This is a genomic window from Vibrio sp. 1CM7H (assembly GCF_023161645.1).
In the GTDB taxonomy this organism is placed as follows: domain Bacteria; phylum Pseudomonadota; class Gammaproteobacteria; order Enterobacterales; family Vibrionaceae; genus Vibrio; species Vibrio diabolicus.
The window spans coordinates 493,379-518,946 of sequence record NZ_JALNTV010000001.1; the positions used below are offsets into that span (position 1 = coordinate 493,379).

The window sequence follows — 25,568 nt, forward strand, 5'->3', positions numbered from 1 at the left end:
ATAATGATATGACTAAGATGCGTAAAAAACCTAATCACAGCCTAATCAATGGGTCAGGTGCAAAGTTAGCTGCCCAGATTCGGAAAAACAATGGATACGGGTCCGATTTTAAGGAACACCCGTGGGCAGACAGCAGAGTAGAGAGTGATCAATGTGGTCTAGAAGCGCACCATATCATTACTACGAAGAATTTGGATACCCCTCAATGGAAAAAATATAGGGAAGCATATGAGTATGATATTAACTCTTGGGAAAATGGAGTGATGTTTCCCTCTGAGCCTGATATTGCTTGCCAAGCGTCTACTCACGTTCACCGTTCTAACCATAATGGTGGAATAGATTTCACGAGCGTTAAAACTAAATTTTGGAAGGGAAACGACCCCAGTGTTGAAGTAAAAGATGATGTTGCTACATACCTACGAGGTTTAGATTATAAATACATAAAAGCTGTATACTCCGACATAGACTCAATTAAGCAGAATGCAAAATCAAAAGTGTATTGTAAACCAGGCAACAAAGAAAAATTTACATTACATATGAATCAAAAATCGAAAGCTATTCTAGCTAAACTTAACAGCTTTTTATACACTATTTCTACTTATGGTCATGACTATTCTCCTGTAAGTAAGGTCGGGTGTGCTGGTGGTGACTCTGAAAACAAAAGTAAAAATAGAGGATATTGTGAGCATCGCATGAAAAATACTTCACACGGCATCCTGAATCACCAAGATAATGAAATAAAACAAAGAACTTTAAAGGTCGGAAAATGAGCGATTATTACTTTGCTAGAGAAATTGTTGAAACACCACTTTATGATTTTCCGGATGAACTCTCTGATTCGGTTCCATCCAACGTATTTACATATCCTAACCAGCCAATTCCGCTTGTAAAAAGGTTTGCTCCTACAGAAGGTTATAAGATTACTGATGTGTTTTTAATTCCTTCACTAGTAATAAGGAGTGATGTTTTTGAGAGTATTTCTTTCAATAATTTATTTGGAGTGAACTGGGTTGACATAACTCTTGTCGATAATGGAAATCATGCTTATAAAATGTTACAGCTTTGCAATGAAATAAACGTAATTGACAGAGATAAAAGTGACTTCGATTTTTACGATGAATTTGAAGGTGGAGAGTTTATCTCTGGAATGAATAGGTTGGTTGTAAATGATGATTTGATAGATAGCATAGAAATTGAAAAAAGACTTATATTTAGGGATTCTGGTTGGAAGGATAAAATATTTTACCATAAGTCCATTATGGAAATGTTTCTTGAGCAGAAAGTACAGGGGATAGAGTTTTTCTCTGTTGATGATTATTCGGAGTTTTTATAGATGTATATAAGATTTGAAGAAATAATTAAGATTTTACCGGAGAAAAGAAATAAGTTTGTTTTTTGCAATCCTGATATCTATATTAAGCTTCAAGCTAATAAGGTTGTTATATGGGACTCAATTTTATCTAACCTTGATAGTAAATGGTTAGAAGGCAAGTTTCTTTGGCCCACCCAATTTGATTTTGGTTCACATTCAGAGGACTATGAAAGACAATTTGATGATTACAAGACAATTGAGCTTTTACAGTTTCCTGTATTGGAAAGCTTAGATATTGAAAACTGTTATGCTTTTGTTTTCGATCAAAATCATGATCTATATATTCATGAAGATTTCATTCAAGCTCTAAAACTAGCTGGTTGTCAAGATGTTTGGTACGATACAACATACCCCTTTGGACGTTATTGATAATCATTAAATAAGCCCCGGCAGGCACTTTAAATTTATGAAGCCCAAGTTACTATATTGCTATTAATTCTAGAAATGCAAGTGAACGTAAAATATTAAAACTATGAACTTTTCAATAATCAGTGAAAACTTTCATGAGTCTACAACAAGTTTTGTTTGTATTGACACTAGAGAGCCATTATATAGCAAAGCGCAATTTGAGCCCACAAGCTCTTTAGAGCCTATTGTTTGGGAATCTACGGATGGTTTTATTAAAGGTGTAGGTAATATTGCGGATAATGGTGATCTCTGTGTTAGTAAGGAGTTCGCTGAACTGGTGATGAGTTTTGACCCTTATGGGATCGAATGTTACCCCGCAGAACTTAGATTACCAGATGGCTCGTTATCAAATCGTTATTTGTTGGCACTAAATAATGTTTTAGATGTTATTGATGAATCTAAATCTAGAATGAGAAAGTCACCCAAGAGAAATAAGATGTTAGTTATGGAACTTTATTTATCTGAGGAGAAATTAAAAAAAATCCCTCTTCAAAATAGAGTTTTGTTCCGCGTTAAAGGGGCAGAGACCGCAACAATTTTCTGTGAGGAAATTTTTGATCTTGTGAGTGGCACTGAATCATTTAGTGATTTAAGAGCTTTTAAATTGGATTGTGATAAGGAAGTACCAAAGTACTGAGGCTTAAAATGAAAGAACAATATCATTTACTAACTAAACAAGACCTAGGTAACTTCCCATTCCAACAAAGCCCTAAGCCAATAGTGCCAGTAGAGCCAGATTTGCTTTTGGAAATGACCTTTTCTCCAAAGCTATTTATCATCAGTGATATTGCGTCAAAAGTAGAGAAACTGGTCGTACATGGAGTAGAGTGGTTAGACGCTCGCGTGGATTGTTCTCCAAGCCAACCATCTGATGATGAAATTAAAGTTTACGAAGATTATCGTATGCCTTATATCCATCAAACTTATAAATTGACGGACAAAGAAAAACAATACGGCAAGTTGAACTGGTTAGACATCGAATCAACAGAGTTTGACTTCTCTAAATTAGAAAATATTCCTTTAGAAGAACGATTAATATTTAAACTAGAAGAAGATTTTGGCTTAGTTTTCATTCATCAAAGTGTGATTGACCTTCTTAAAAAAGACGTCAAAGACGTTTGGATAAGAGATGTATAATTAATAGCGCCGAAAGGCGCTTTTTCTTTTATTAAAAATAAAGTATGGTCTCCCTCCTTTTAAAATGGTAAGTGTTGAATAATTCTACAGTGGTTAGGTAAATGAATAAAATAACTAAACTCGCTTTGGCTGTGTCCGTATTGACATCTGTTGTTGGGTGTCAACTGGTGTCAAATACGCCGATGCAATCGACAGCAACGAAGGAAATAATTGAAAAAGCAAAGGCAGAGTTTGATGGACAACGCTTTTATAAGTTGAATGAATATGATGAAGAAATCAACGTTTCAGATGATGGGGTCATTACCTTCAAGTCTTACTTACCACGCAGCGGCGGCTATGAATGGGTACCAATTGTGATACGCGATACTAGTTTTCGTGTTTCTTGCGATTATTTCAGTGAATATGTTGAAGCTGGAATGGTTGTTCAGGTTCAGTTTGTAGGTAAACGCGGGCGCATTGAAAATTACGACAAGCAACGTTGTGAAGAGTTTGGCGAGCCAACATGGCAATAAGAGCTATAGATAATTAAAGCGCCGACAGGCGCTTTTTATTTACGCCTTAATTAACGTTAGAAGAGGTTTAGACCAATCTTCGGAAGATTAGGCAAGCAATGCGTAGTATCTGGTTAACGAAAAAATACGAAAGTTGCAACAATGTACGTGTCAGTAAAGTAGGAGCGATAAAGCCTCCGCGTACTGTACTCATCGTGTGTTACGTTAATTAGGAGTGTCTACCATGAAAAGCCAGAACGACAATCAAGCAAGTTACCAAGATGAACCTGATGAAGGTCGTCGCAATATGATGAAAATGACGGGTGCCAGCGTGGTTGCTATGGGAGTCGGATCGCTCTCAACGAGTTCCGTTCAAGCTGAGACGCAAATAAATCTTGGTGACACCTGGGATAAAACATTTACGAAAAGTAACCAAGTTCAACATCGCAAAGTGAGTTTTAAAAACCGTTATGGCATCACGTTGGCAGCGGATCTTTATCAACCTAAAAATAAAAGTGGCAAGCTTGCGGCTATCGTCATTAGTGGTCCATTTGGCGCTGTGAAAGAGCAGTCTTCAGGGTTATATGCTCAAACATTAGCCGAGCGAGGCTTCATTACTTTAGCGTTTGATCCGTCGTATACCGGAGAGAGTGGTGGTGAACCAAGAAACGTTGCATCACCTGATATCAATACAGAGGACTTTAGCGCAGCTGTGGACTTTATTGGCCTACAGAAAGACGTTGATCGTCAGAAAATTGGTGTGATAGGCATATGTGGTTGGGGCGGCATGGCGTTAAACGCAGTTGCTGCAGATAAACGCGTCAAAGCAGTCGCAACCAGTACGATGTATGATATGACCCGTGTAATGTCTAAAGGCTATAACGACAGTACGACGTTTGAACAGCGCACGCAAACGTTAGAGCAGCTAAGCCTGCAACGATGGGAAGACGCCGAAAATGGAACACCTACTTACGGGCCAGTATCGCTTGAGTTAGTTGGAGGTGAGCCCCAATTTGTTATTGAGTATGCAGCCTATTACAAGTCTCCTGAACGTGGCTTTCATCCACGAGCGATTAACTCAAATGCTGCATGGACACTCACAACGCCGCTGTCGTTTATGAATATGCCAATTCTGACCTACATTGAAGAGATATCTCCACGCCCAGTGTTGTTCATTCATGGCGAAAAGGCGCACTCTCGCTATTTCAGTGAAACGGCGTATGAAGCGGCGGCAGAGCCTAAAGAATTGATGATCATTCCAAATGCGAATCATACGGATCTCTACGATCAATTGGATGTGATCCCATTTGATAAATTAGAGAGCTTCTTTAAGGTTAATTTAGTTTAGATCGCACTCTAGAAGACAACTGAGGAGCGGTTACTATTGTGCTCCTCAGTTCCTATTGATTGAAAAATTCTCTAGATTCTCGGTGAACCATTACGGAGAGTATTTCATTATTGTCACAAGTCGGTATGAACTTGTTTTGTAGAAAACGCCAATAAAATTGCTAAACAGCTACATGTTAATAGGATGACACTTAAGTTTTGTGCTGTTCCAGCCATCGCTAATCCTGTGCCGATCATGATGTAGTACATGAGCCCAAATAAAGCGCCTGCGCTACCTACCTGTTGTTTATAATCAACGAGTGCGTCACTGAGTATATTGGGTATCGCAATCCCATACGACATGACGACTAACATCATTGGAGCAACAAACCAGATTGATTGGCTCAGAATCAACAAACCGACTGATCCCAAACTAAGCAATACTGCTGAGAGCCAAAGTAGTTGGCTTTTTCGAACATTTTTAGACACTAGGGATTTGTTTAAATAACTCCCAAGCAGAGTGCCTAACCCCAGTACCATGCCACTGTATCCAAATTGTTCGGAGCTATACCCAAGTGCTGAGAAAGTAAATGCGCCAAGCTGGTAATAAGAAAATAGAGCAATGTTATACAAAGCAACCAGTAATCCTGAGCGCCAAATTCGCGCGTCTCTTAGCATTTTCAAGCTAAGTTGATGCAACCGTACTGGTGTCTGTTCCTTCTGTGTTTCAGGAAGTTTAATAACGTTATAAGCGAGCAATACTAACGCGATTAAAAATAAAGCGAAAAACACATAACGGTATCCACCAAGCGCTGTAAGCTGCCCGCCTAATAGCATGCCAACTACCGGGCTGATTGATATACCCATCCCCATTAAGCTGAAGACTTTACTCAGTTCTTGACCGTCAAACGCGTCACGAAGCATGGTCTGTGTGACAACGGAACCTACCGCGATACCAAATGCGCTCAGAGCTCGCGCAGCCATGACAACAGCAAAACTCTCGGTTTGAGTTGCGAGTAAAGACGCAAAACCATAGATAAAGAGCCCAATTAACATGGTAGGCCTTCTTCCCAGTTTATCTGCGAGCACTCCCCAAACTACAACGCCAATGGCAAACGCTAGGAAGTAAATCGACAGTGTTTGTGCTGCTTGTGCGTGGTTTACATCAAATGATAGAGCGATTGAGCTCAACGCTGGGCTATAGATGGTTTCTACAATTTGCGGAAACATCAACATAACCAGCATGAGCCATAAAGAGGGCTTAGTATTCATATTGTTACCCATTGTTAATGAAGTTGGCGGGCAGTATAAATGAGGCTATGATTGAGCCAATAACAACATAAAAACCAAATACATCAATATTCGGACAAAATGGCACTTATTGACGAAGAAACACAGTTTGACGCAGACAAAATTTCTAATTGTGTAGTGGGAATTGCTGCGGATATTGGCAAGCACGACTCGGGTATGCATCAGCACAAGAAAGGGCAATTGTTGTACGCACCTCAAGGTTGTATGAGTTTTGCTCTGGAAGACTCGATTTGTATTTTGCCACCGACAAAGGCGGTTTGGATCCCACCTAATACGCCGCATCGCGCACTAATGACGAATGTGGTGGCGTATCGATCTTTGTATTTTGATTGTGAGGAGTTTGCCTGTCCGAGTAAGATCACGATGATAGAAGTGAATCATTTACTCCAAGCTCTTATTGATAAAATGTCATTTTGGGAGTGGGATAAGCCTAGCAGCGAGATGGTAAATACGACGGCGCTTTTTTGGGAGGAGTTTTATGCTACGAAACGTTATTCGTTTCAGTTGCCTTTGCCATCGCATCGGCGCTTAACAACGTTTCGTCGAGAGTTGGTTGAACCTTCATTTCTCGCTCCTTCGCTTACTACTCTTGCAAGCAAAGTTGGGGCAAGCACCAAGACGGTAACACGATTATTTAAGTCGGAAACGGGTATGAATTATCAAGATTGGCGTCAACAGTGGAGGCTCTTAAAAGCAGTTGAATTGTTATCTACGGGAATGCAAGTCAGCGCCGTTGCTGATTGGCTGGAGTTTTCGTCAGACAGTGCTTTTATTGCATTTTTCAAAAAGCAAACTGGGCAAACACCTCTGACGTTTATGAAAACCAAGCCCTAAGCATCAAAATACTCACACTCTTTCTAGAACAAATCCTAGGTTCATAGGCTCAGCCTATGAAGCGTACATAGAGAGATACCAACGTGCACGTTACTTGTGTTTACTCGGCAGCTGACGAAAATATTGAGTAGCAAAGTCAATAAAGGCTCGGATGCGTTTTGGTTGATGTCGGTCGTGATGGTAAAGGAGTGAAAACTCCACACTCGGAATGCTCCAGTCGGTAAACACTTCTTTTAGCTTGCCTGTCTGGAGTTCTTGTTGGCAATAAAGTGCTGGTACACGGATGATACCATTTCCCGCCAACGCTGCTTTTATCATTACTCTGCCACTCTTACATCGTAACTGTCCACGTATCTGGTGTTCCGTTGACTGCTTTGTATTTGTGTTCTCGAATGCCCAGCGTGTCACACTACCTGTCAAACAAATGTGTTTTTCTAAGTCTTTTGGATGCGAAGGATAGCCATGTGTTTCTAAATAACTTGGGCTTGCGTACGTCCCCATTTCCACATCAATCAGTTTGCGAGCGATAAAGTTGGAGTCGTCTAACTTTCCCATTCGAAAAGCGATGTCGAATTCATCCGCGATTAAATCGACACGATGGCTGCTAAAATCTAAGTTAATGTTCACTTGTGGGTGTTGGATTAGAAACTGAGCAACGATATCTGCGACAACGTCTTCCCCTAAATAACCCCCCACGCAGTTGATACGAATTTCGCCTCTTAATTCTTCTACATCATCAACCACTGCCATAACAGCTTGATCAATATTGTGAAGGGCGGTTTCACACTGTTTATACAGAACCTTGCCTGCTTCGGTGAGCTTCAGTGTTCGAGTGGTTCTTTGTAGCAAAGTGGCACCAATCTGTTGTTCCAGATTTGTTATTTGACGTGAAACGTGTGAGCGAGAAACGCCAAGTTCCTCTGCTGCTTTTGTGAAGTTTCCTAGTTGAGCGATTAGGACGAAAGAGCGAATATCCGCAAGGTTGATGTGTGTTTGCATGACGACTTCTGCGTAATTCAAAAAAGTATTGTTGCAGTATAACAACAGTGTTTCAACTAGGTCGGTATATATCAACAAACAAAGTTTTCTTAAACTTATCGCCACTGAGGTAAACCGTTCTATTAAGGATTCAAAATGAAAAAGTTAATTGTTATTACAGGCGCTAGTTCAGGCATTGGTGAAGCGATTGCACGTCACTTCAGTGAACAGGGCCATGCTCTTCTTTTGTTAGCAAGACGTGTAGAACGTTTAGAAGCATTAAACTTACCAAATACGCTTTGTGAAAAGGTAGATGTGACCGACAAAGCTTCTTTTGAGGCGGCAACTGAGAAAGCTGAAGCGTTGTATGGTCCGGTAGATGCACTTGTAAATAACGCAGGCGTTATGCTTCTAGGCCAGATAGATACTCAGGACGCATCGGAGTGGAAGCGCATGTTTGATGTGAACGTACTTGGCTTGCTCAATGGTATGCAGTCCGTCTTAGCACCGATGAAAGCACGCAACAGTGGTACGATCATTAATATCAGCTCTATTGCGGGCAAGAAAACATTCCCTGATCATGCCGCTTACTGTGGTACCAAATTTGCGGTTCATGCGATTTCTGAAAACGTACGTGAAGAAGTCGCATCATCGAATGTTCGCGTTACGACTATTGCACCTGGCGCTGTGGAAACTGAATTACTTTCCCATACTACGTCTCAAGATATTAAAGATGGCTATGATGCTTGGAAAGAGGATATGGGGGGCGTGTTGGCAGCCGACGATATTGCACGAGCAGTGCTGTTTGCTTATCAGCAACCGCAAGGTGTATGTGTTCGCGAAATTGCTTTGGCACCGACAAAACAGCAACCTTAACATTAATTTACAGCGACTTCTGGATCATTAGGGCTGTGAATATTTGCACACCGATTCGTGATTGATATGGCATCTTTCAACTAAGTCGTATGAAAATTTAGGTTACCCATTTAAGTCCGTAGCCTAAGTGTGTTATTGCTTATACCCAAGTTACTCAAGGTGAGAAAAAACTTTGAGTAATTTGGGTTTTTATTTGGTCTCAATTTTTAGTATGTCGCTCTATTGGGGTCAGCGGGCCACAGTCGTAAAGAAAAGGAGAAGGTGACGTAAAGCAAAATGAAGCAATATCCATAGCTTAATGAGAATTGATTTCATCAACGTCACAAGCCGTTACAATTATCCGTTAGGTATTATACTTTGTGGGTGGTTAATATTTAACCAAACAAGGAGGTGTGTATGAAACGATTCGCGAACATACTTTTTGCAACACAAGGATTGCCTGGTCATAGTGAGGCGCTCGAACAAGCGATGAGGATCGCATCCAGCAACAAAGTACCTGTTTCAGGGCTAATTGCGTGCCCCGATTTCCCCGCGGATATGCTCCAGTATCAGCAAAGTTATGAGCAATCGCTACAAGACTCCCTCAAACAAAGCATTCAGGAATACAGACAGAAGCTCGATCTTTCTGAAGATGATCTGGCATTTCCTCTTACTGTGAAAAGCAGTGAAAAACCCGCTGTCTGTATCATTAAAGAAGCATTAGCTGACAACAAAGATCTTATCATCAAAGAAGCTGAACCACTCGGTGAAGGCGCTGAAGGCTTCAAAGCCATTGATATGACACTGTTACGCAAATGTCCTTGTCCATTATGGTTACACCGACCGATTGATAAGCCGAGAGACAAACGCCGTGTGGCTGTTGCGATAGATCCGTTAACGGCGAGCGATGAACAGCACTCATTAGCGGTGCGTTTGCTTGAATTATCTCGTTCAATAGCCGACACCTGTGACAGTCGTTTACATGTGATTTCTTGCTGGGAATATTACTTAGAGAACTACCTACATGACAATGCTTGGATTCAAGTCGACGATGCTGAGTTGAAACATGAACTCGACAAAGCAAAAGCCGATCATAAACAAGCTCTACAACAACTGCTGGAAGAGTCGGGGATTACGGGTGAAATTGTGATTCATCATTTACACGGAAAGCCTGATGAAAAAATCCCGGATTACGTAGACAGCATAGAAGTGGACGTTCTAGTCATGGGTACCTTAGCGAGAACTGGGATATCTGGCTACGTCATTGGTAATACGGCTGAAAACATTTTGCAATCTATAAACTGTAGTTTGGTCGCTCTTAAGCCCGATGGTTTTGTATCGCCGATTCAGTAATTGGTGTGTAACAAACCTAGGTTTAAGTGGTTGTTTTAGGTAAAGGAGGGAGACGGAGTTCTAGAACATGGAATTATCAGTGTATCAATAAGTTATCAGAGGAGAGTGACATGAAAAACCTATGCCCGAAATGCCACACAGAAATGATAGAACGTTCGAACGTTTATGTTTGTCCGAGAAATGATATCGGTGACTGCACCTACGATGCGTTCGAGTTAACTGATGACGATAATCCATACACATTCAGTCGAGAACACGTAAGTAGTGATCTACGTTCTTACACCGTAGCGGACAGCAAGTAGCTGTTTGTATTAACGTTCCTTTAAGTAGCATTCAGTGATTGCTGTTTGCTACTTATCCCTTGGTTTTATGATCTTTTTTGGAATACTTGGGCTAAAACAATCAAGTGGAGCTTTTTATCTTTGCGCCAAATAGGGCGAACTTTCTTATAAAAATGAATGGGCTGCGATGTTGAATAGCATAACGGGTAAAGAAAACCTGCCGAAAAATCCCGATAATCAGTTGGTCTTACTGATTTTCCCTGTGCTGCCAATTTTAATCTTCTCTTTTCTTTTTTACATCTACACACCCGCAGGCGTAAGCTGGAATGCGGAATGGATACCTAGCCTCGATATTAACTTCAGCTTTAGGTTAGATGGTCTGTCATTCCTTTTTGCCGGGCTGATCAGCGGGATTGGCGCACTGATCCAAATATACGCTTTGGCTTACTTACGAGAGAGTGATAGCCGATTTTCCTTTCATTTATACCTAACCCTATTCATGCTTGCCATGCTAGGGATTGTGATGAGCGATAACATCCTGTTGTTATTTGTTTTCTGGGAACTCACCACCATCACTTCTTACTTGCTGATTGGTTTTAATCACGAAAACAAAACGTCACGAAAAAATGCACTGCAGTCGTTGATCGTTACAGGTGCTGGTGGATTAGCGTTGTTAGCTGGCCTTATCTTGTTGGGAGCGATGGCAGGGAGTTATGAGTTACATACGATCATCGCTCAGGCGGACACGATTGCGCAGCACGAATGGTTTATGCCATCTCTAGTGCTCATACTACTTGGTGCATTTACTAAATCTGCGCAGTTCCCGTTTCATTTTTGGCTACCTAACGCGATGGCAGCCCCCACTCCAGTCAGTGCGTATTTACACTCGGCAACAATGGTAAAGGCGGGCATTTACTTGTTAGCGCGTTTATCGCCAGTTTATGCTCATAGCGAGGTTTGGTTTTATGCCCTAGTGATCACAGGGAGTATCACCGCCGTTTGGTGCACGTTTGTCGCATTAAAACAAACTGACTTGAAGCTGATGCTAGCCTACAGCACGAATGTTGCTTTGGGTAAATTAACATTATTACTAGGTATGGGCACAGATTTGGCCGTGAGTGCAGTATTGATGTTTATTCTCGCTCACTCTTTCTATAAAGCAGCGCTGTTTATGGTGGTGGGCAATATCGACAAAGCGACAGGAACACGAGATATTGATCAACTGTACGGCTTGAAGTCAGTGCTCGTCATCAGCATGGTTGCGGGGAGTTTGGCTGCATTGTCTAAAGCGGGATTCCCGCCGTTGTTAGGCTTTTTGAGCAAAGAATACATGTATAAATCCGCAGTAGAGCTCAATAACTGGATCGCCTTTGTACTTTTAATGGTCAATATATTGATGGTTGCGCTAACCATTATGCTTATTGCGAGACCATTCTTTGCTCACCGTGATCTCGTGCCAATTGAAACGAAGCCGATTGAGGCCCAAAAGGCTATGTGGGTTTCACCTTTACTCTTGGCACTTGGCAGTCTCATCGTTCCTTTAGTCGGTTTAAATTGGTTAGATCGCAATATCATTTTTCCGGGCTCTGCTGACATTCTGCCCACAGCTGCTCTTAAAGCGACATCATTATGGCATGGTGTGAATGTACCGCTGGTCCTAAGCGTTATCACGCTAGTATTGGGGTATGTGGTGTACCGTGTTTATCCTACTGTGTCTGCATTTTTTCAGCGGTTACATCTGTTCGTACCTAAAGCGGAGAACGCTTTTGAACGACTATTAGATGGCATGATGACACTGGCGAAGTGGCAAACGGCGCTGTTGCAGCAAAAGAAGTTGAGTCGTTATGTCCTGCTATTTTTCACGGTACTCGCCGTCGCTTTGCTTGGTCAGGTAGCATTTATTCCTCTGCCTTTGTTTGAACAGCTTTCAAACGTGGCTTTCTATGAAATTGGCATTGCCTTATTGCTGGTTGGTGCAGCGATCGTATGTACGTTGTCTCACTCAAGGCTTCTTGCGATTTCTGCGCTAGGTATGATTGGTTTTATGACCACGCTTGTTTTTATGATCTACAGTGCTCCGGACGTCGCGAAGACTCTACTGTTAGTGGAAACATTAATGGTGGTCTTTTTAGCATTGTTAATGCGTCATATGCCGCGTTTAACCACCGTGCCCAAGCATTCAATAAAACGTAAATTGGCGAATGTTTGTATAGCGGGCGTGATAGGTGTTTCGATTACTTTCCTCTTGTTAGGAATCACGTCCCAGCCGATGGATTCATCGGTGTCGGATTTCTTTGCGGAAAATAGTGTACCAGGCGGGCATGGGCGCAATATTGTCAACGTCATTCTCGTCGACTTTCGTGCGTTCGATACATTGGGAGAGGTTGTCGTCGTTGTCATTGCTGGGATTGCAGCAGTGAGCTTGCTTAAGACAAGAGCGAAAAAGCAAAACCGTATTCAATCATTAATTTTTGCAACCACGGCACATATCGTCGCGGCGCTCATGCTCGTGTTCTCTGTGTATCTGTTATTACGTGGTCATAACGAACCGGGTGGTGGCTTCATTGGTGCATTGATTGCCGTTATTGGCTTATCGCTTCTCATGTTCGCGGAATCACCGAAATACGTTCGTTCTAGATTGTATTTCAAGCCGTTTTTCATTGCGTTATCTGGCATTACATTGAGCTTAGTATCTGGTGCTTTGAGCTTTGCGTTTGATAAACCGTTTTTAACCGGGTTGTGGTGGAAAGATGTGATACCACTGGGTACGCCGTTGGTTTTTGATGTTGGTGTTTATCTTGCCGTTATAGGTGGCGTGATGGGGATGCTGCTTCGTGTTAATGAGGAGCTAGAGTGATGGAAATAGTCTGGAGTGTTGTCGTTGGAGTATTTGTCGCCGCAGGCGTTTACTTAATGCTGGAAAAACATATATTGCGTCTTTTGTTCGGTATCATGTTACTCAGCAGTGCGGTTAACCTTGCTATTTTTACAGCGGGAAGGCTGACTCCTGGAGAGCCGCCATTGATTGGCGATAATGCACTTTTGCCACCAGATGGCGCGGCAAACCCATTACCCCAAGCGCTAATTTTAACTGCGATAGTCATCGGTTTTGGGCTACTTATTTTTGCTTTAATGTTGTTCTATCGAGCTTATAAAGATTCTGGAACCGCAGACGTCGATGAAATGCAACGTTCTGAGGAGGGTCAATGAGTTCGATTTTGCTGACGTTACCTGTTGTTCTTTCATTGAGTACGGCGCTGACCATTTTCTTTGTACGTCGCTCAACAAAAAGTGCTGAGTGGTTAAGTGGCGCGAGTGCGATTTTGAGCCTTGTCGTCGCAGGCCTTCTCACAGAAAACATCATAAGTAATGGTATTCAAGCCGTTGCTTTTGGCCAGTGGCAAGCACCGTTTGGTATCGTTTTTGTCGCAGATTACTTCAGCGTTGCCATGGTGATGATTACGGCGGTGATTGGTGCGATATGTGTTTTCTATGCCATGGCGGACCTTCACCGAAAACCTTCCTATAGCAATTACCATGCGTTGACGCACGTGTTGCTTGCTGGTGTTTATGGCGCGTTCCTCACCGGAGATATTTTTAATCTGTATGTTTGGTTCGAGGTCATGCTCATCGCGTCATTTGGTTTAATGGTATTAGATGCAACGAAAACTCAAATTGATGGGGCAGTGAAGTATGTGATGTTGAACCTGATTTCGACGCTAGTGTTCTTACTTGCCATCGGTTTGTTGTATGGCGCAACAGGCACCTTGAACTTGGCCGATCTCTATACCAAAGCGGGAGAGAGCGAACTGAGCATCAACATGATGTTGTCCGCCTTGTTTTTGTTTGCCTTTTCTATCAAAGCGGCACTATTTCCTTTATTTGCTTGGTTGCCAGCTTCTTATCACACCTTACCAAGTGGTGTGGTTGCGCTGTTTGCTGCGTTGCTTACTAAAGTCGGCGTATACGCGTTAATACGAGTCTTCACATTAGTATTTCCGCTCGCCGAGAGTGGTTGGCAGCCGACGTTGATTTGGATTGCTGGCCTCACCATGTTAACGGGCGTTTTGGGGGCGGCAAGTCAATTCGACATTAAGAAAATTCTTTCTTTTCACATCATTAGCCAAATAGGTTACATGATAATGGGATTAGCGATTTACACTCCTTTAGCTTTGGCTGGCGCTATTTTCTACATTGTTCATCACATCATTGTAAAAGCGAATTTGTTCTTAATCGGTGGCTTTATTGAGCGCAAATATGGGTCTAGTCAACTTGAACATTTGGGCGGGGTATATAAAGCAATGCCTTGGTTAGCGTTCTTGTTTCTTGTCCCTGCGTTTTCTCTGGCAGGATTTCCGCCGCTCTCTGGTTTCTGGGGCAAATTCTTGGTCATCAAATCGAGCATACAGGCTGAATATTACTGGTTAGCCGGTACCGCGCTATTGGTGGGGCTGCTTACTGTCTATTCGATGACGAAAATTTGGAGTGAGGCATTCTGGAAAAAGCCGGTTAGGGAAAAAACAGAACAGACTCTGCAGGTCAAAGTACATTGGTTGTATTGCGTTCCAATTGCCGTATTGACCATGTTCACGTTGGTCATAGGCTTGGTGGCGGAGCCTTTTTATCAGTTTTCTGTTCAAGCCGCGGAACAACTGTTAAATCCGAATGAATACATTCGGGCGGTATTGGGAGGAAATCCATGATCTATCTATTCCTCAATCTTTTCTTAGCATTAGCATGGATGATGTTAAACGGAAGTTATTCGAGTCTGAATTTTGTCGTCGGATTTACGGTCGGTTTTTTTGCCTTACGGTTGAGCCAACCATTTGGATTAAAAACCAGCTACTTTCGACGTTTTGCGTCGGCATTAAAGTTACTGGTGTACTTCGCTTATGAAATGATCATATCGGTTGCAAGAGTCGTGTGGGATGTCGTGACACCAACGCATTTGAGCCAGCCAGATATCGTCTATGTTCCTTTGGACGTCGATTCAGACCTTGAAATCACCTTACTTGCGAATATGGTTTCTTTAACACCGGGCACACTCAGTTTGGATGTTACGCCTGATAAAAAGCATCTTATCGTTCATGCCATGTTTGCACCTGAGCATGAAGAAGTTATTCGTGGAATTAAAAACGGATTAGAGCAGCGAATTTTGGAGGTGACGCGTGGATAGTTGGCTGCAAATAAGTGTCACTTTTGCCTATGCAGGGCTATTACTCAGTTTTGTTATGGCTTTCTTCCGTTTAATTTTAGGACCAACGCTGGCTGACCGAGTTGTGGCGTTAGATTTGATTTCATTTATCACCATCGGCTTTATTACGGTTTACACCTTAGACAGTGGTGAGGATGCCTTGTTAGATATCGCCATTACATTAGGTTTGGTCGCATTTCTTGGCACAATCGCATTTGCGCGTTTGATCGTTAAAAGGAAGGAGAGAGAATAATGGATGTGTTGATTGGGCTGTTTTTATGTTTAGGGACGTTATTGATCCTAAGCGCTAGTTTAGGTGTGTTGCGGTTACCAGATCTATACACCCGAATGCATGCCGCAACCAAAGCCGGTACCGTCGGAGTTAGTTGCTTACTACTAGCGGTTGCCCTCTCAATTCCTGAAGTCACCGTGATCTCCCGAGTTATCGGTACGATGTTGTTTATCGTTCTCACGGCGCCAGTCGCCTCCCACTTGCTCGGCAGAGCAATGCGAGAGGTCGGATATAAGATTTGGCGCAATGATTAAGTTTTTTCTTGTTTAACCAATTGTCACTATTGATTAAGCTGGCTAATTTCTTCCAGCACTTCTGGGTTAGCAATAGCACCAATGTTTTTTACAGCTTGCCCGTTGACCAATTGTTTCACTGCTAGTTCAACCAGTTTGCCTGAGCGCGTTTTAGGAATATCACTGATAGCAAAAATTTGGCGTGGCACATGGCGTGGTGAACATTTTGATTTTAGTGTTTGGCGAATTGAATCGGTGAGTTGTTGGGTTAACTCGACCTCGTGAGCGAGTTTTACTAGTAACCAGATTTCTTCAGACTGCTGGTTTAACTTGCCGACGGCGATGGAGTCCTCGACCTCGGGTAACGCGTTCACTTGCTGATAGATCTCAGCGGTGCCGATTCGTACGCCGCCTGGATTCAATGTCGCATCACTACGGCCGTAAAAAATAAAGCCGCCATGTTCGGTTTGCATCACATCGTCGCCGTGGTGCCAGATATCAGTAAACTTGCCCCAATAAGCGTTGTGATAGCGTTCGCCGTCGTCGTGCCAAAAGCCGATAGGGAAGTTAGGTAGCGAGTTATTGCAAGTCAGTTCGCCGCGTTGCTGTGTAATGGTTTTTCCCTCGTCGTCCAAAATACGCACGTCGATTCCAAGCCCTGCACCTTGGCATTCGCCTTTGTAAACTGGTGAGATAGGGTTTCCAAGTACAAAGCACCCGCAAATATCCGTGCCGCCAGCGATAGAAGAGAGATGCAAGTCCTGCTTGATTTGCTGATAGACATAATTAAATTGTTCTGGGTAAAGCACCGAACCAGTTGAGCACAGAGTTTTGAGTGACTTCAGGTCATGTTCTAGTTTTGGAGAGCAGTTCGCATGCTCCAGTGCCTCTAAGTATTTCGCTGAAGTACCAAACAACGACACGCTATGTTCGTCCACTAATCGCCATAAGACCGAGTGATCAGGGTAAACCGGACTACCGTCGTAAATCACTAAGGTTGCTCCACTCGCAAGTGCTGAAACATGCCAGTTCCACATCATCCAGCCACATGTTGTGTAGTAGAAAACCTTGTCTTGCGATTTGATGTCGCAATGCAGTTGATGTTCTTTGAGGTGATTGAGCAAGGTACCGCCCACGGAATGGACAATACACTTAGGTTGACCTGTTGTACCAGAAGAATACAAAACGAATAACGGGTCATTAAACAGTGTTGGTTGATATTGAATTGATTGTGGAGAAAAGTGGTGAGTAATATCGGACCAATACACAAAGTCAGAAGTGCTAGCACTCTTAGCGTTTTGTAAATATTCGATTTGGCATACGCTAATGGTTGCGTCTTCGGAGACTCTGCTTAGCTTGCTACTAAGAGTGGTGTTCTTGTCCGTCATATCGAAAGCTTTGCCTCCGAACTGGTAGCCATCACAGCAAAAAAGAACTTTCGGTTTGACCTGACCAAAACGCTCTACGACGCTATCGATACCAAAATCAGGCGAGGTTGAAGTCCAAATAGCGCCAAGGCTGGTGGTGGCCAGCATGGCAATAACGGTTTCTGGAAGGTAGGGCAAATAGCCCGCAACGACGTCGCCTTTACCAACATCACAAGTGAGTAGCCATTGCTGAATGACGGAAACTTGTTCAAGCAACTGTGTACCAGTGAGCTGCCAGTGTTCACCGCTTTCATTAGTAAAAACGATAAACTCACGCTCAGGTGTTTGTTCGGCCTGAGAGAGGAGATTCTCTGCGTAGTTCAGCGTGGCGTCAGCAAACCATACGGTGTCCCTATTGACATGGCTCTGAGTAGAATCTGTCTGTGTCCACTTGGGAGCACCAAGGCTTTTGACTTGCGAGCCAATATTTCCAATGACGTTACAGAAATGCCAGGTATGTCGCCAAAATTCGTCATTGTGGTCAATGGACCACTGGTATAAAGACGTGTAATTATTGATTGCGGTACCTTCGGCTTTGTCTTTATTAACTTTTTCAATGAACCGCAATAAGTTGCTATTGCTGACGCGTTCAGAAGATGGTGACCAAATAGGTGCAGAATTTGGCATAGGTCCCTCTAATTTCGATTCTTTTTGAATATGACCAAAACAAAATAAAGGGGCGAACATAGCAGTTTTCGCCCCTTATCTGATTGTTTAAAGTTGTTCGGCAAGCTGAGGTAGTACCTCAAATAAATCACCAACCAATCCATAGTCGGCAACTTCAAAGATAGGAGATTCTGGATCTTTGTTGATCGCGACAATCACTTTGGACTCTTTCATTCCTGCAAGGTGTTGGATGGCACCGGAGATCCCGACCGCAATATAAAGCTTAGGTGCAACGATTTTTCCGGTTTGACCCACTTGTAAGTCGTTGGCGACAAACCCAGCATCAACCGCCGCGCGAGAAGCGCCAATGGCGGCCCCCAGTTTATCGGCGACTTGTTCGATCAATGCGAAGTTCTCTTTGCTACCGACTCCGCGTCCACCTGACACAACCACCTCTGCCGCGCTTAATTCAGGACGCTCTGACACGGTTTTATCGACAGAAACCAATTCAACCAATGGAGTTGAGATGGTGACTTGCTGATGCTCAATGTCAGCTTGGTTGTGACAAGTAACCGGCTCAAACGCAGACGCGCGCACGGTGACGACGCGAAACTTGTCGCTGGTGGTCACTTTGGCAAATGCGTTTCCTGCGTAAATAGGGCGGATAAAAGTGTTTTCATCGATAACTTGGACAATATCGGAGATTTGCCCAACGCCGAACTTTGCTGCTATTCGCGGTGCAAGATCTTTCCCTTTTGATGATGAGCTAGCCCAGACTGCGTCAAAGCCTTCAGCAATACTCACCAAAATAGGTGCGATACTCTCGGCAAATTGATGCTTAAGTTGCTCATCATCGACACAAATTACATTTGATATACCATCAACGCGACAGGCTTGCTGAGCGACTTCTTCACACTGGTGGCCCACTACGATCAAAACATTGTCTTGGCTGACTTGTTTTGCTGCATTAACCACTTTGAGTGTGTCCGCATGCAATTGGTTATTGTCATGTTCTGCTATGATTAAGTTCTTCATGAAATCACCTTCGCTTCGTTACGCAGCTTATCGAGAAGCTCTGAGACAGATTCAACCTTGATGCCACCTTTTCTTTGCGCTGGAGGTGTGACTTCTTGAATGGTTTGGCTAAATACCACTTCAACACCCAGACTGTCAGGTGTGATTGTATCTAACGGCTTGCGCTTAGCTTTCATGATATTAGGCAAAGAGGCAAAACGCGGTTCATTCAGGCGTAAGTCAGTACTGATCACCGCAGGTAAGTTCATCGCGACCGTCATCAAGCCGCCGTCCACTTCTCTCACGACCTGAACTTTTTGATCTTCTATCTTCACGTCGGAAGCGAAAGTTGCTTGAGGCCAGTCAAGTAGGGCGGCCAACATCTGAGCCACTTGGTTGTTGTCAGTATCAATGGATTGTTTACCCGTAATCACAAGCTGTGTTTGCTCTTGCTCAACCAGAGCTTTGAGCAGCTTAGCGACGACTAATGGCTCTATTTTGTCTTCAGTATCGACATGAATAGCGCGATCGGCACCTAACGCAAGCGCAGTACGTAGTTGCTCCTGACATTGGCTACCGCCAGCACTGACAACGATGACTTCATCTGCAATACCTTGCTCTTTTAGTCGTACGGCTTCTTCAACGGCTATTTCGCAAAATGGATTAATCGTCATCTTGACGTTATTGGTTTCAACATCGCTATGGTCCGCTTTTACGCGAACTTTAATGTAGGGATCAATGACCCTTTTGATTGGCACTAGTATTTTCACGTTAGATTCCTTTTTACAGTGAAGACTATGTGTTTACAGTGAAGACGATGTGATGACGTCTTTAAAATGATGTTAATTTACCTTTACGTTTGCGTCAACTTTAAATATATTGTTGCTTAACAAGTTGGCAACATGCAAAGAAAAAGGAATGCAATCATGGAAAGAGACTGCATGGAATTTGATGTTCTGATTGTAGGAGCTGGTCCCGCAGGTTTGTCTGCGGCATGCCGAATCAAACAATTAGCAGCAGAAAAAGAACAAGACCTCTCTGTTTGCGTGGTAGAAAAAGGCTCTGAAGTTGGAGCGCATATTTTATCGGGTGCAGTGTTTGAAACGCGAAGTTTGGATGAACTGTTTCCAGATTGGCAGGAAAAAGGTGCACCGCTCAATACCAAAGTAAACCAAGATAAAACCTACTATCTAGGCAATGAAATCAATGGTCATGAACTGCCTTCTTGGGCGGTGCCTAGCACGTTGCACAATGATGGGAACTACATTATCAGCTTGGGCAGCCTATGCCGTTGGATGGCTGCGCAGGCTGAGGGTTTAGGCGTAGAGATCTACCCAGGCTTTACCGCCAGCCAAGCCATCATTGATGAAGACAACCGTGTTTGTGGCGTTATCACGGGCGATATGGGGTTAGATAAAAATGGCGAACAAAAAGCCAATTTCGAACCCGGTATTGAACTGCGAGCGAAGTTTACTTTATTTGCTGAAGGCGCGCGGGGTCATATTGGTAAGCAGTTGATTAATCGATTTAATCTCGCTGAAGATAAAACGCCTCAACATTACGCTATCGGCTTTAAAGAGTTGTGGGAAATACCACCAGAGCAGCATCAACAAGGGTTAGTGGTTCACGGCTTAGGCTGGCCGTTAGCGAACGAAGCCACAGGTGGCAGCTACCTCTACCATTTAGAGGGAAACCAAGTTGCCGTCGGGTTGATTGTTGACTTGAACTATAAGAATCCGCACTTGAGTCCATTCGATGAATTTCAGCGTTTTAAACATCACCCGTTGATTGAGCAATACCTCAAAAATGGTAAACGCATTAGTTATGGCGCAAGAGCGATCACCAAGGGCGGTTTCCATTCGCTTCCCACGCAACAGTTTGCTGGTGGCTTGTTGATTGGCTGTGATGCAGGAACGCTTAACGGCGCTAAAATCAAAGGCACGCACACCGCAATGAAATCTGGCATGCTTGCCGCTGAAGCAGTATGTGAAGCCCTTGAGAGTCAGTCTGTTACTGTTGATTATCAAAAGCATTTCAAACAGTCTTGGCTGTATGAAGAGCTTTATCAAGCACGTAACTTCTCAAGTGGCATTCACCGCTTTGGATCGTGGCTGGGCGGTGGCTTAGCGCTGCTGGAACATAACGTGTTAAAAGGCAAAGCTAAGTGGCATATCCGTTGTGATAAGCCCGACCATCAGTCTCTGCTATTGGCGGAAAACAGCAATGAAATTGTCTATCCAAAGCCTGACGGTGTGTTAAGTTTCGATCGCCTTTCTTCTGTCTATCTATCCAATATCTTCCATGAAGAGGATCAGCCGTGCCACTTACGTTTGGCGAACCAGCGCATTCCCATCGAGCAGAATCTTGAGTTATATGCAGAGCCAGCACAGCGCTATTGCCCGGCTGGCGTTTATGAAATCGTACAGGGGGATCAGCAGCCAGAGCTGCAAATAAATGCGGCGAACTGTATCCACTGTAAGACCTGCGACATCAAAGATCCAAGTCAAAATATTACCTGGACACCGCCGGAAGGTGGTGGTGGCCCTAACTATCCGAATATGTAGTCGTCTGAGAATAATTTTTATTAACAATTTATTTACTTAAAGTTTGCGTTAGTTCAAATCTTTCTCGATGAACTCGATTGCAACTTAATCTTTCAAGCACTATTCTGATTTTAAATTGACGTTTACGTAAACTGAATACAAAGTTGATGCATAGGTGTAAAAGCGGTTACCAGTATCAAAGTTAGGTTTGATCAAATAGTGCTCAATGGAACGCACTTAAATAACGAAAGGGAGATCAACTATGGTATCGGAATCGCCTCTATTGCAGGTAAACGATATTTCATTGGCTTTTGGTGGGGTGAAAGCTCTAACTGACGTGAGCTTCCATGTGAATGAAAAGGAAATTTTTTCAATCATTGGTCCAAACGGTGCAGGTAAAACCTCAATGCTCAATTGCATCTCTGGTCGATACACACCAAACAAAGGCTCTGTAATCTTCGCTGGAGATGATGTAACCAAACGAACACCTAGCCAACGAGCTGAGTTAGGGTTGGGAAGGACCTTCCAGAACTTAGCACTCTTTTCTCATATGTCGGTACTCGACAACATTATGGTTGGTCGACATCACCTACTGAAAAACAACTTCGTCACAGGGCCACTTTACTGGTTCTCTAACGCGCAGAAAGAAGAAATGGCGCACCGTAAATACGTAGAAGACGTAATCGATTTTCTTGAAATCCAGCACATCCGTAAAGCAACCGCAGGCACGCTATCTTACGGTTTACGTAAACGTGTAGAGCTTGCTCGTGCCATTGCCTTAAAACCTAAGTTACTGCTGCTTGATGAACCAATGGCAGGCATGAACTTGGAAGAAAAGGAAGACATGGCGCGTTACATCATGGATCTGAATGAAGAGTTAGACATCACCATCATCATGATCGAGCACGATATGGGCGTGGTGATGGATATCTCTAATCGCGTATTGGTGTTGGATTTTGGTAAACACATTGCGATGGGCGAGCCAGAAGAAGTGATGGCCAACCCACATGTGAAACAAGCGTACTTAGGCGAAGAGCTACCGACATTAGAGGAGAGTGCATAATGGCACAGCAACATAATGATTGGGCAGATATAACCCGCTTAGATACCTTTCCAAAAGTATTGCAGCACAACGCCAAGCACTGGCCCGAGCAAGTCGCAATGCGTGAAAAGGAGTTTGGTATTTGGCGAGAGTTCACTTGGCAAGATTATGAAAACCGAGTGAAGTGGATGGCTCTGGCACTGCAAGATTTAGGTGTTGGTGAGCAAGACGTTGTTGGTTTGCTGGGTGATAACCGTCCGGAATGGGTATGGGGTGAGTTGGCTGCCCATGCGATCAAAGGCTTCTCGCTGGGCATCTATCAAGATTCCATGCACGAAGAGGTGGCGTACCTCATCAACTATGCCAAAGCAAAAGTCGTGGTTGCCGAAGATGAAGAACAATGCGACAAACTACTTGAACTCGGTGATGAGATACCAAGCGTAGAATTCATTATCTATTGCGATCCTCGTGGAATGCGCAAGTACGACGACCCACGACTGATTGATGTTGAGCAGGTCTATAAAAAAGGTCAACTGATCGACAAAGCGGATCCGGATAAATATCTCAATATGGTTGCGGCAACCAAAGGCAGTGATCTTTCGATTCTTTGTACCACGTCGGGTACGACTTCCAAACCAAAGTTGGCTCAGCTACACAGCGGCACTTTCTTAGATCACTGTGCGGCTTATCTGCGTGCCGACCCGCGCTCTCCAGGCGACAATTATGTTTCTGTTCTGCCTTTGCCTTGGATTATGGAGCAGGTGTATGTGGTTGGTCAGGCGTTGATTTCGCGTCAAATCGTCAACTTCGTGGAAGAACAAGAAACCATGATGTCTGACTTGCGCGAAATTGGCCCGAACTTCGTGCTGCTTGCGCCGCGAGTGTGGGAAAACATTGTGGCAGACGTGTCTGCACGAATGATGGATTCGACACCGTTTAAGCAAAAGATGTACAAACTGGGCATGAGCTTAGCCAACAAAGCGTTAGAGCAGGGCAAACGTTCTAAACTCGCTGAATGGATTCTTTTGCGTGCTTTGCGAGATCGTTTAGGCTTTTCGAACCTAACATCTGCTGCAACGGGCGGCGCGGCGATGGGGCCTGACACTTTCCGTTACCTACAAGCTATTGGTGTGCCACTTAAGCAGCTTTATGGTCAGACCGAAATGTGTGGCGCATACACTGTGCACCAAGCGGATGATGTGGATTACGATTCCGTTGGTGTTGCGTTTGATAATGCAGATGTGAAAGTCATCAACCCGGACAGCAATGGCGTTGGTGAAATCATCGCGAAAAGTACCGGCATGTTTACTGGCTACCTGAACAACCAGGAAGCGTATGACGAAGACGTGCAAGACGGATGGATGCACACGGGTGATGCGGGTTACTTTAAAGACTCTGGTCACTTGGTGGTGATTGATCGTCTGAAAGATATGTCGGAAACCAGCCATGGCGACCGCTACTCTCCGCAGTTCATTGAAAATAAACTCAAGTTCTCGCCGTTTATTGCAGAAGCCGTAGTGGTGGGCAAAGGTCGACCTTGGCTATCCGCCATCATCTGTATTCGCTACGCGATTGTTGCGAAGTGGGCAGAGCAGCGTGGCTTAGCATTCACTAACTACACCAACTTATCTGCTCAACCAGAAGTGTATCAAGCGATTCGTGAAGAAGTGCTGAAAGTGAACGAATCCCTACCGGATGCACAGAAGATCAGCAAATTCATTCTACTTTACAAAGAGCTAGATGCCGACGATGGCGAGTTAACTCGTACGCGTAAAGTGCGCCGTGGTGTGGTTGCGGAGAAATACGGAGACATCATCGAAACCATCTACAGCGACGATCCAAAAGTCGATGTGGATACGGTGATCACTTATCAGGACGGCACCAAAACACGCATTCAAACGTCGCTAGTGATTGAAACGCTTATTGAACATGAGCCAACACTGGTGGATAGCGAACAACGGAGGATCGCATAGTGAATACGGATTTATTACTGCAACTCGTCATTAATGGCGTGATCGTTGGCATGTTGTATGGCGTTGTCGCCATGTGCTTTGTACTGATATACAAATCGACTCAGGTGGTCAACTTCGCTCAGGGTGAGTTCTTGCTGATTGGCGCATGGGTATGCTGGGCGGCGCTTGTTCATCTGCAACTGCCATTTTTTATCGGCTTTTTACTCACGCTCGCGTTCATGATGGTGTTCGGTATTGCCGTGCAAACCATTGTGCTCAGGCCGTTAATTGGTGAACCGATTATCTCTGTGATCATGGTGACCATCGGTCTGTCCATGTTCTTCCAAGCGCTGATGAAGTGGATATTTGGTGTCTCAGCTGTGTCTTATCCGCAGGTGTTCGAAACAAACGTGGTGAATATCGGTGGTTTGAATGTTGAGTTTGCTTACATTCTGAGTTTGATCTTCTCAATGTTCATCATGGGCGCGTTCTACTGGTTCTTTAAATTCAGCAAAATGGGCTTGGCGATGCGCGCAACGGCGTTTAACCAGCAAGTCGCGCAGAGTCTTGGCATTTCCATCAAGAAAGTGTTCGCCATCAGTTGGGCTATTTCGGCCATGGTATCTGCAACAGCAGGGATTGTTATCGGGATCGTTAACGGCGTATCTGACGCGCTATCCATTATTGGTATCAAAGTTTTCCCAGCCGTTATTTTAGGTGGCTTAGATTCTGTAGTCGGCGCAATTGTCGGTGGTATCACCATCGGGGTGCTAGAGAACTTAGCTGAGTTTTTTGATAGCCAATACCTGCAAGTGGGTAACCTGTACAACATCGCACCATTCTATGTGCTGTTAATCATTCTTGCCTTCAAGCCATACGGCCTGTTTGGTACCAAAGATATCGAGCGTATTTAAGGAGA

26 protein-coding genes are annotated in these 25,568 nt (G+C 43.8%); 21 read left to right on the plus strand and 5 right to left on the minus strand.

The window, feature by feature from the left end:
• The first annotated feature begins 8 nt into the window (after positions 1 to 8).
• From MSG33_RS02125 to MSG33_RS02155, 7 genes are all read left to right on the plus strand, one after another.
• Positions 9 to 770, plus strand: a complete 762-nt coding sequence (locus tag MSG33_RS02125) for an AHH domain-containing protein (protein WP_203342633.1) — start codon at positions 9 to 11, stop codon at positions 768 to 770.
• Positions 767 to 1,333: a DUF1629 domain-containing protein gene (locus MSG33_RS02130; protein WP_054867469.1), complete on the plus strand. Its 567-nt coding sequence runs from the start codon at positions 767 to 769 to the stop codon at positions 1,331 to 1,333. The genes MSG33_RS02125 and MSG33_RS02130 overlap by 4 nt, the downstream gene beginning before the upstream one ends.
• On the plus strand, positions 1,334 to 1,741 hold the full coding sequence (locus tag MSG33_RS02135; RefSeq protein WP_203342632.1) for a hypothetical protein: 408 nt from the start codon (positions 1,334 to 1,336) through the stop codon (positions 1,739 to 1,741).
• Between the two features lie 103 nt (positions 1,742 to 1,844).
• Positions 1,845 to 2,417: a DUF1629 domain-containing protein gene (locus MSG33_RS02140; RefSeq protein ID WP_054867467.1), complete on the plus strand. Its 573-nt coding sequence runs from the start codon at positions 1,845 to 1,847 to the stop codon at positions 2,415 to 2,417.
• An 8-nt stretch (positions 2,418 to 2,425) separates the two neighbouring features.
• Entirely contained in the window at positions 2,426 to 2,917 is a 492-nt protein-coding gene (locus MSG33_RS02145) for a hypothetical protein (protein ID WP_054867466.1), read from the plus strand.
• 101 nt (positions 2,918 to 3,018) lie between these two features.
• Complete coding sequence (locus MSG33_RS02150; protein WP_248379655.1) at positions 3,019 to 3,429, plus strand: hypothetical protein; 411 nt, start codon at positions 3,019 to 3,021, stop codon at positions 3,427 to 3,429.
• A 223-nt stretch (positions 3,430 to 3,652) separates the two neighbouring features.
• The gene (locus tag MSG33_RS02155) at positions 3,653 to 4,756 is read left to right on the plus strand and encodes an alpha/beta hydrolase (RefSeq protein WP_176319289.1); all 1,104 of its coding nucleotides are present in this window, start codon (positions 3,653 to 3,655) and stop codon (positions 4,754 to 4,756) included.
• Between the two features lie 113 nt (positions 4,757 to 4,869).
• Here the strand turns inward: MSG33_RS02155 and MSG33_RS02160 are convergent, their stop codons facing one another.
• Complete coding sequence (locus MSG33_RS02160) at positions 4,870 to 6,006, minus strand: multidrug effflux MFS transporter (protein WP_248379658.1); 1,137 nt, start codon at positions 6,004 to 6,006, stop codon at positions 4,870 to 4,872.
• A gap of 99 nt (positions 6,007 to 6,105) precedes the next feature.
• Between MSG33_RS02160 and MSG33_RS02165 the strand changes: the two genes are divergently transcribed.
• A complete protein-coding gene (locus tag MSG33_RS02165) occupies positions 6,106 to 6,879 on the plus strand; it encodes a helix-turn-helix transcriptional regulator (protein ID WP_248379661.1) in 774 nt (257 codons plus the stop codon).
• A 90-nt stretch (positions 6,880 to 6,969) separates the two neighbouring features.
• Here the strand turns inward: MSG33_RS02165 and MSG33_RS02170 are convergent, their stop codons facing one another.
• Positions 6,970 to 7,878 carry a LysR family transcriptional regulator gene (locus tag MSG33_RS02170; protein WP_248379664.1) on the minus strand — a complete coding sequence of 303 codons (909 nt, stop codon included), beginning with the start codon at positions 7,876 to 7,878 and terminating at the stop codon, positions 6,970 to 6,972.
• A 135-nt stretch (positions 7,879 to 8,013) separates the two neighbouring features.
• On the opposite strand from MSG33_RS02170, the gene MSG33_RS02175 reads away from it, so the two are divergent.
• From MSG33_RS02175 to mnhG, 9 genes are all read left to right on the plus strand, one after another.
• On the plus strand, positions 8,014 to 8,733 hold the full coding sequence (locus MSG33_RS02175; RefSeq protein WP_248379667.1) for an SDR family oxidoreductase: 720 nt from the start codon (positions 8,014 to 8,016) through the stop codon (positions 8,731 to 8,733).
• Between the two features lie 396 nt (positions 8,734 to 9,129).
• Positions 9,130 to 10,065: a universal stress protein gene (locus MSG33_RS02180; RefSeq protein WP_248379669.1), complete on the plus strand. Its 936-nt coding sequence runs from the start codon at positions 9,130 to 9,132 to the stop codon at positions 10,063 to 10,065.
• A 110-nt stretch (positions 10,066 to 10,175) separates the two neighbouring features.
• Positions 10,176 to 10,367, plus strand: coding sequence for a hypothetical protein (locus tag MSG33_RS02185; protein WP_005392611.1), 192 nt, complete (start codon positions 10,176 to 10,178; stop codon positions 10,365 to 10,367).
• Positions 10,368 to 10,533: 166 nt separating this feature from the next.
• Positions 10,534 to 13,203 (plus strand): hydrogen gas-evolving membrane-bound hydrogenase subunit E, encoded by a 2,670-nt coding sequence (gene mbhE, locus MSG33_RS02190; RefSeq protein WP_248379671.1) that lies wholly within the window; start codon positions 10,534 to 10,536, stop codon positions 13,201 to 13,203.
• Complete coding sequence (locus MSG33_RS02195; RefSeq protein ID WP_167427378.1) at positions 13,203 to 13,556, plus strand: Na+/H+ antiporter subunit C; 354 nt, start codon at positions 13,203 to 13,205, stop codon at positions 13,554 to 13,556. The genes mbhE and MSG33_RS02195 overlap by 1 nt, the downstream gene beginning before the upstream one ends.
• Complete coding sequence (locus MSG33_RS02200) at positions 13,553 to 15,049, plus strand: Na+/H+ antiporter subunit D (RefSeq protein ID WP_248379673.1); 1,497 nt, start codon at positions 13,553 to 13,555, stop codon at positions 15,047 to 15,049. The genes MSG33_RS02195 and MSG33_RS02200 overlap by 4 nt, the downstream gene beginning before the upstream one ends.
• A complete protein-coding gene (locus MSG33_RS02205) occupies positions 15,046 to 15,522 on the plus strand; it encodes a Na+/H+ antiporter subunit E (protein ID WP_248379675.1) in 477 nt (158 codons plus the stop codon). Before MSG33_RS02200 ends, MSG33_RS02205 begins: the two co-directional genes overlap by 4 nt.
• On the plus strand, positions 15,515 to 15,793 hold the full coding sequence (locus MSG33_RS02210; protein ID WP_046875930.1) for a cation:proton antiporter: 279 nt from the start codon (positions 15,515 to 15,517) through the stop codon (positions 15,791 to 15,793). Before MSG33_RS02205 ends, MSG33_RS02210 begins: the two co-directional genes overlap by 8 nt.
• Complete coding sequence (mnhG, locus tag MSG33_RS02215; RefSeq protein WP_054867462.1) at positions 15,793 to 16,086, plus strand: monovalent cation/H(+) antiporter subunit G; 294 nt, start codon at positions 15,793 to 15,795, stop codon at positions 16,084 to 16,086. Before MSG33_RS02210 ends, mnhG begins: the two co-directional genes overlap by 1 nt.
• Positions 16,087 to 16,112: 26 nt before the next feature.
• On the opposite strand, the gene MSG33_RS02220 is transcribed toward mnhG, so the two are convergent.
• The 3 genes from MSG33_RS02220 to MSG33_RS02230 form a co-directional block, all read right to left on the minus strand.
• A complete protein-coding gene (locus MSG33_RS02220) occupies positions 16,113 to 18,119 on the minus strand; it encodes an acetoacetate--CoA ligase (protein ID WP_248379676.1) in 2,007 nt (668 codons plus the stop codon).
• A gap of 87 nt (positions 18,120 to 18,206) precedes the next feature.
• Positions 18,207 to 19,133, minus strand: a complete 927-nt coding sequence (locus MSG33_RS02225; protein ID WP_248379677.1) for an FAD-binding protein — start codon at positions 19,131 to 19,133, stop codon at positions 18,207 to 18,209.
• Complete coding sequence (locus MSG33_RS02230; protein ID WP_248379678.1) at positions 19,130 to 19,882, minus strand: electron transfer flavoprotein subunit beta/FixA family protein; 753 nt, start codon at positions 19,880 to 19,882, stop codon at positions 19,130 to 19,132. Before MSG33_RS02230 ends, MSG33_RS02225 begins: the two co-directional genes overlap by 4 nt.
• Positions 19,883 to 20,038: 156 nt before the next feature.
• Between MSG33_RS02230 and MSG33_RS02235 the strand changes: the two genes are divergently transcribed.
• The 4 genes from MSG33_RS02235 to MSG33_RS02250 all read left to right on the plus strand — a co-directional run bounded on the left by MSG33_RS02235 (position 20,039) and on the right by MSG33_RS02250 (position 25,563).
• On the plus strand, positions 20,039 to 21,676 hold the full coding sequence (locus MSG33_RS02235) for an electron transfer flavoprotein-ubiquinone oxidoreductase (RefSeq protein WP_248379683.1): 1,638 nt from the start codon (positions 20,039 to 20,041) through the stop codon (positions 21,674 to 21,676).
• Positions 21,677 to 21,917: 241 nt separating this feature from the next.
• Entirely contained in the window at positions 21,918 to 22,718 is an 801-nt protein-coding gene (locus tag MSG33_RS02240; RefSeq protein ID WP_005392600.1) for an ABC transporter ATP-binding protein, read from the plus strand.
• The gene (locus tag MSG33_RS02245; RefSeq protein WP_248379684.1) at positions 22,718 to 24,670 is read left to right on the plus strand and encodes a long-chain fatty acid--CoA ligase; all 1,953 of its coding nucleotides are present in this window, start codon (positions 22,718 to 22,720) and stop codon (positions 24,668 to 24,670) included. Before MSG33_RS02240 ends, MSG33_RS02245 begins: the two co-directional genes overlap by 1 nt.
• Complete coding sequence (locus MSG33_RS02250) at positions 24,670 to 25,563, plus strand: branched-chain amino acid ABC transporter permease (RefSeq protein WP_006741061.1); 894 nt, start codon at positions 24,670 to 24,672, stop codon at positions 25,561 to 25,563. The genes MSG33_RS02245 and MSG33_RS02250 overlap by 1 nt, the downstream gene beginning before the upstream one ends.
• Positions 25,564 to 25,568 lie beyond the last annotated feature (5 nt).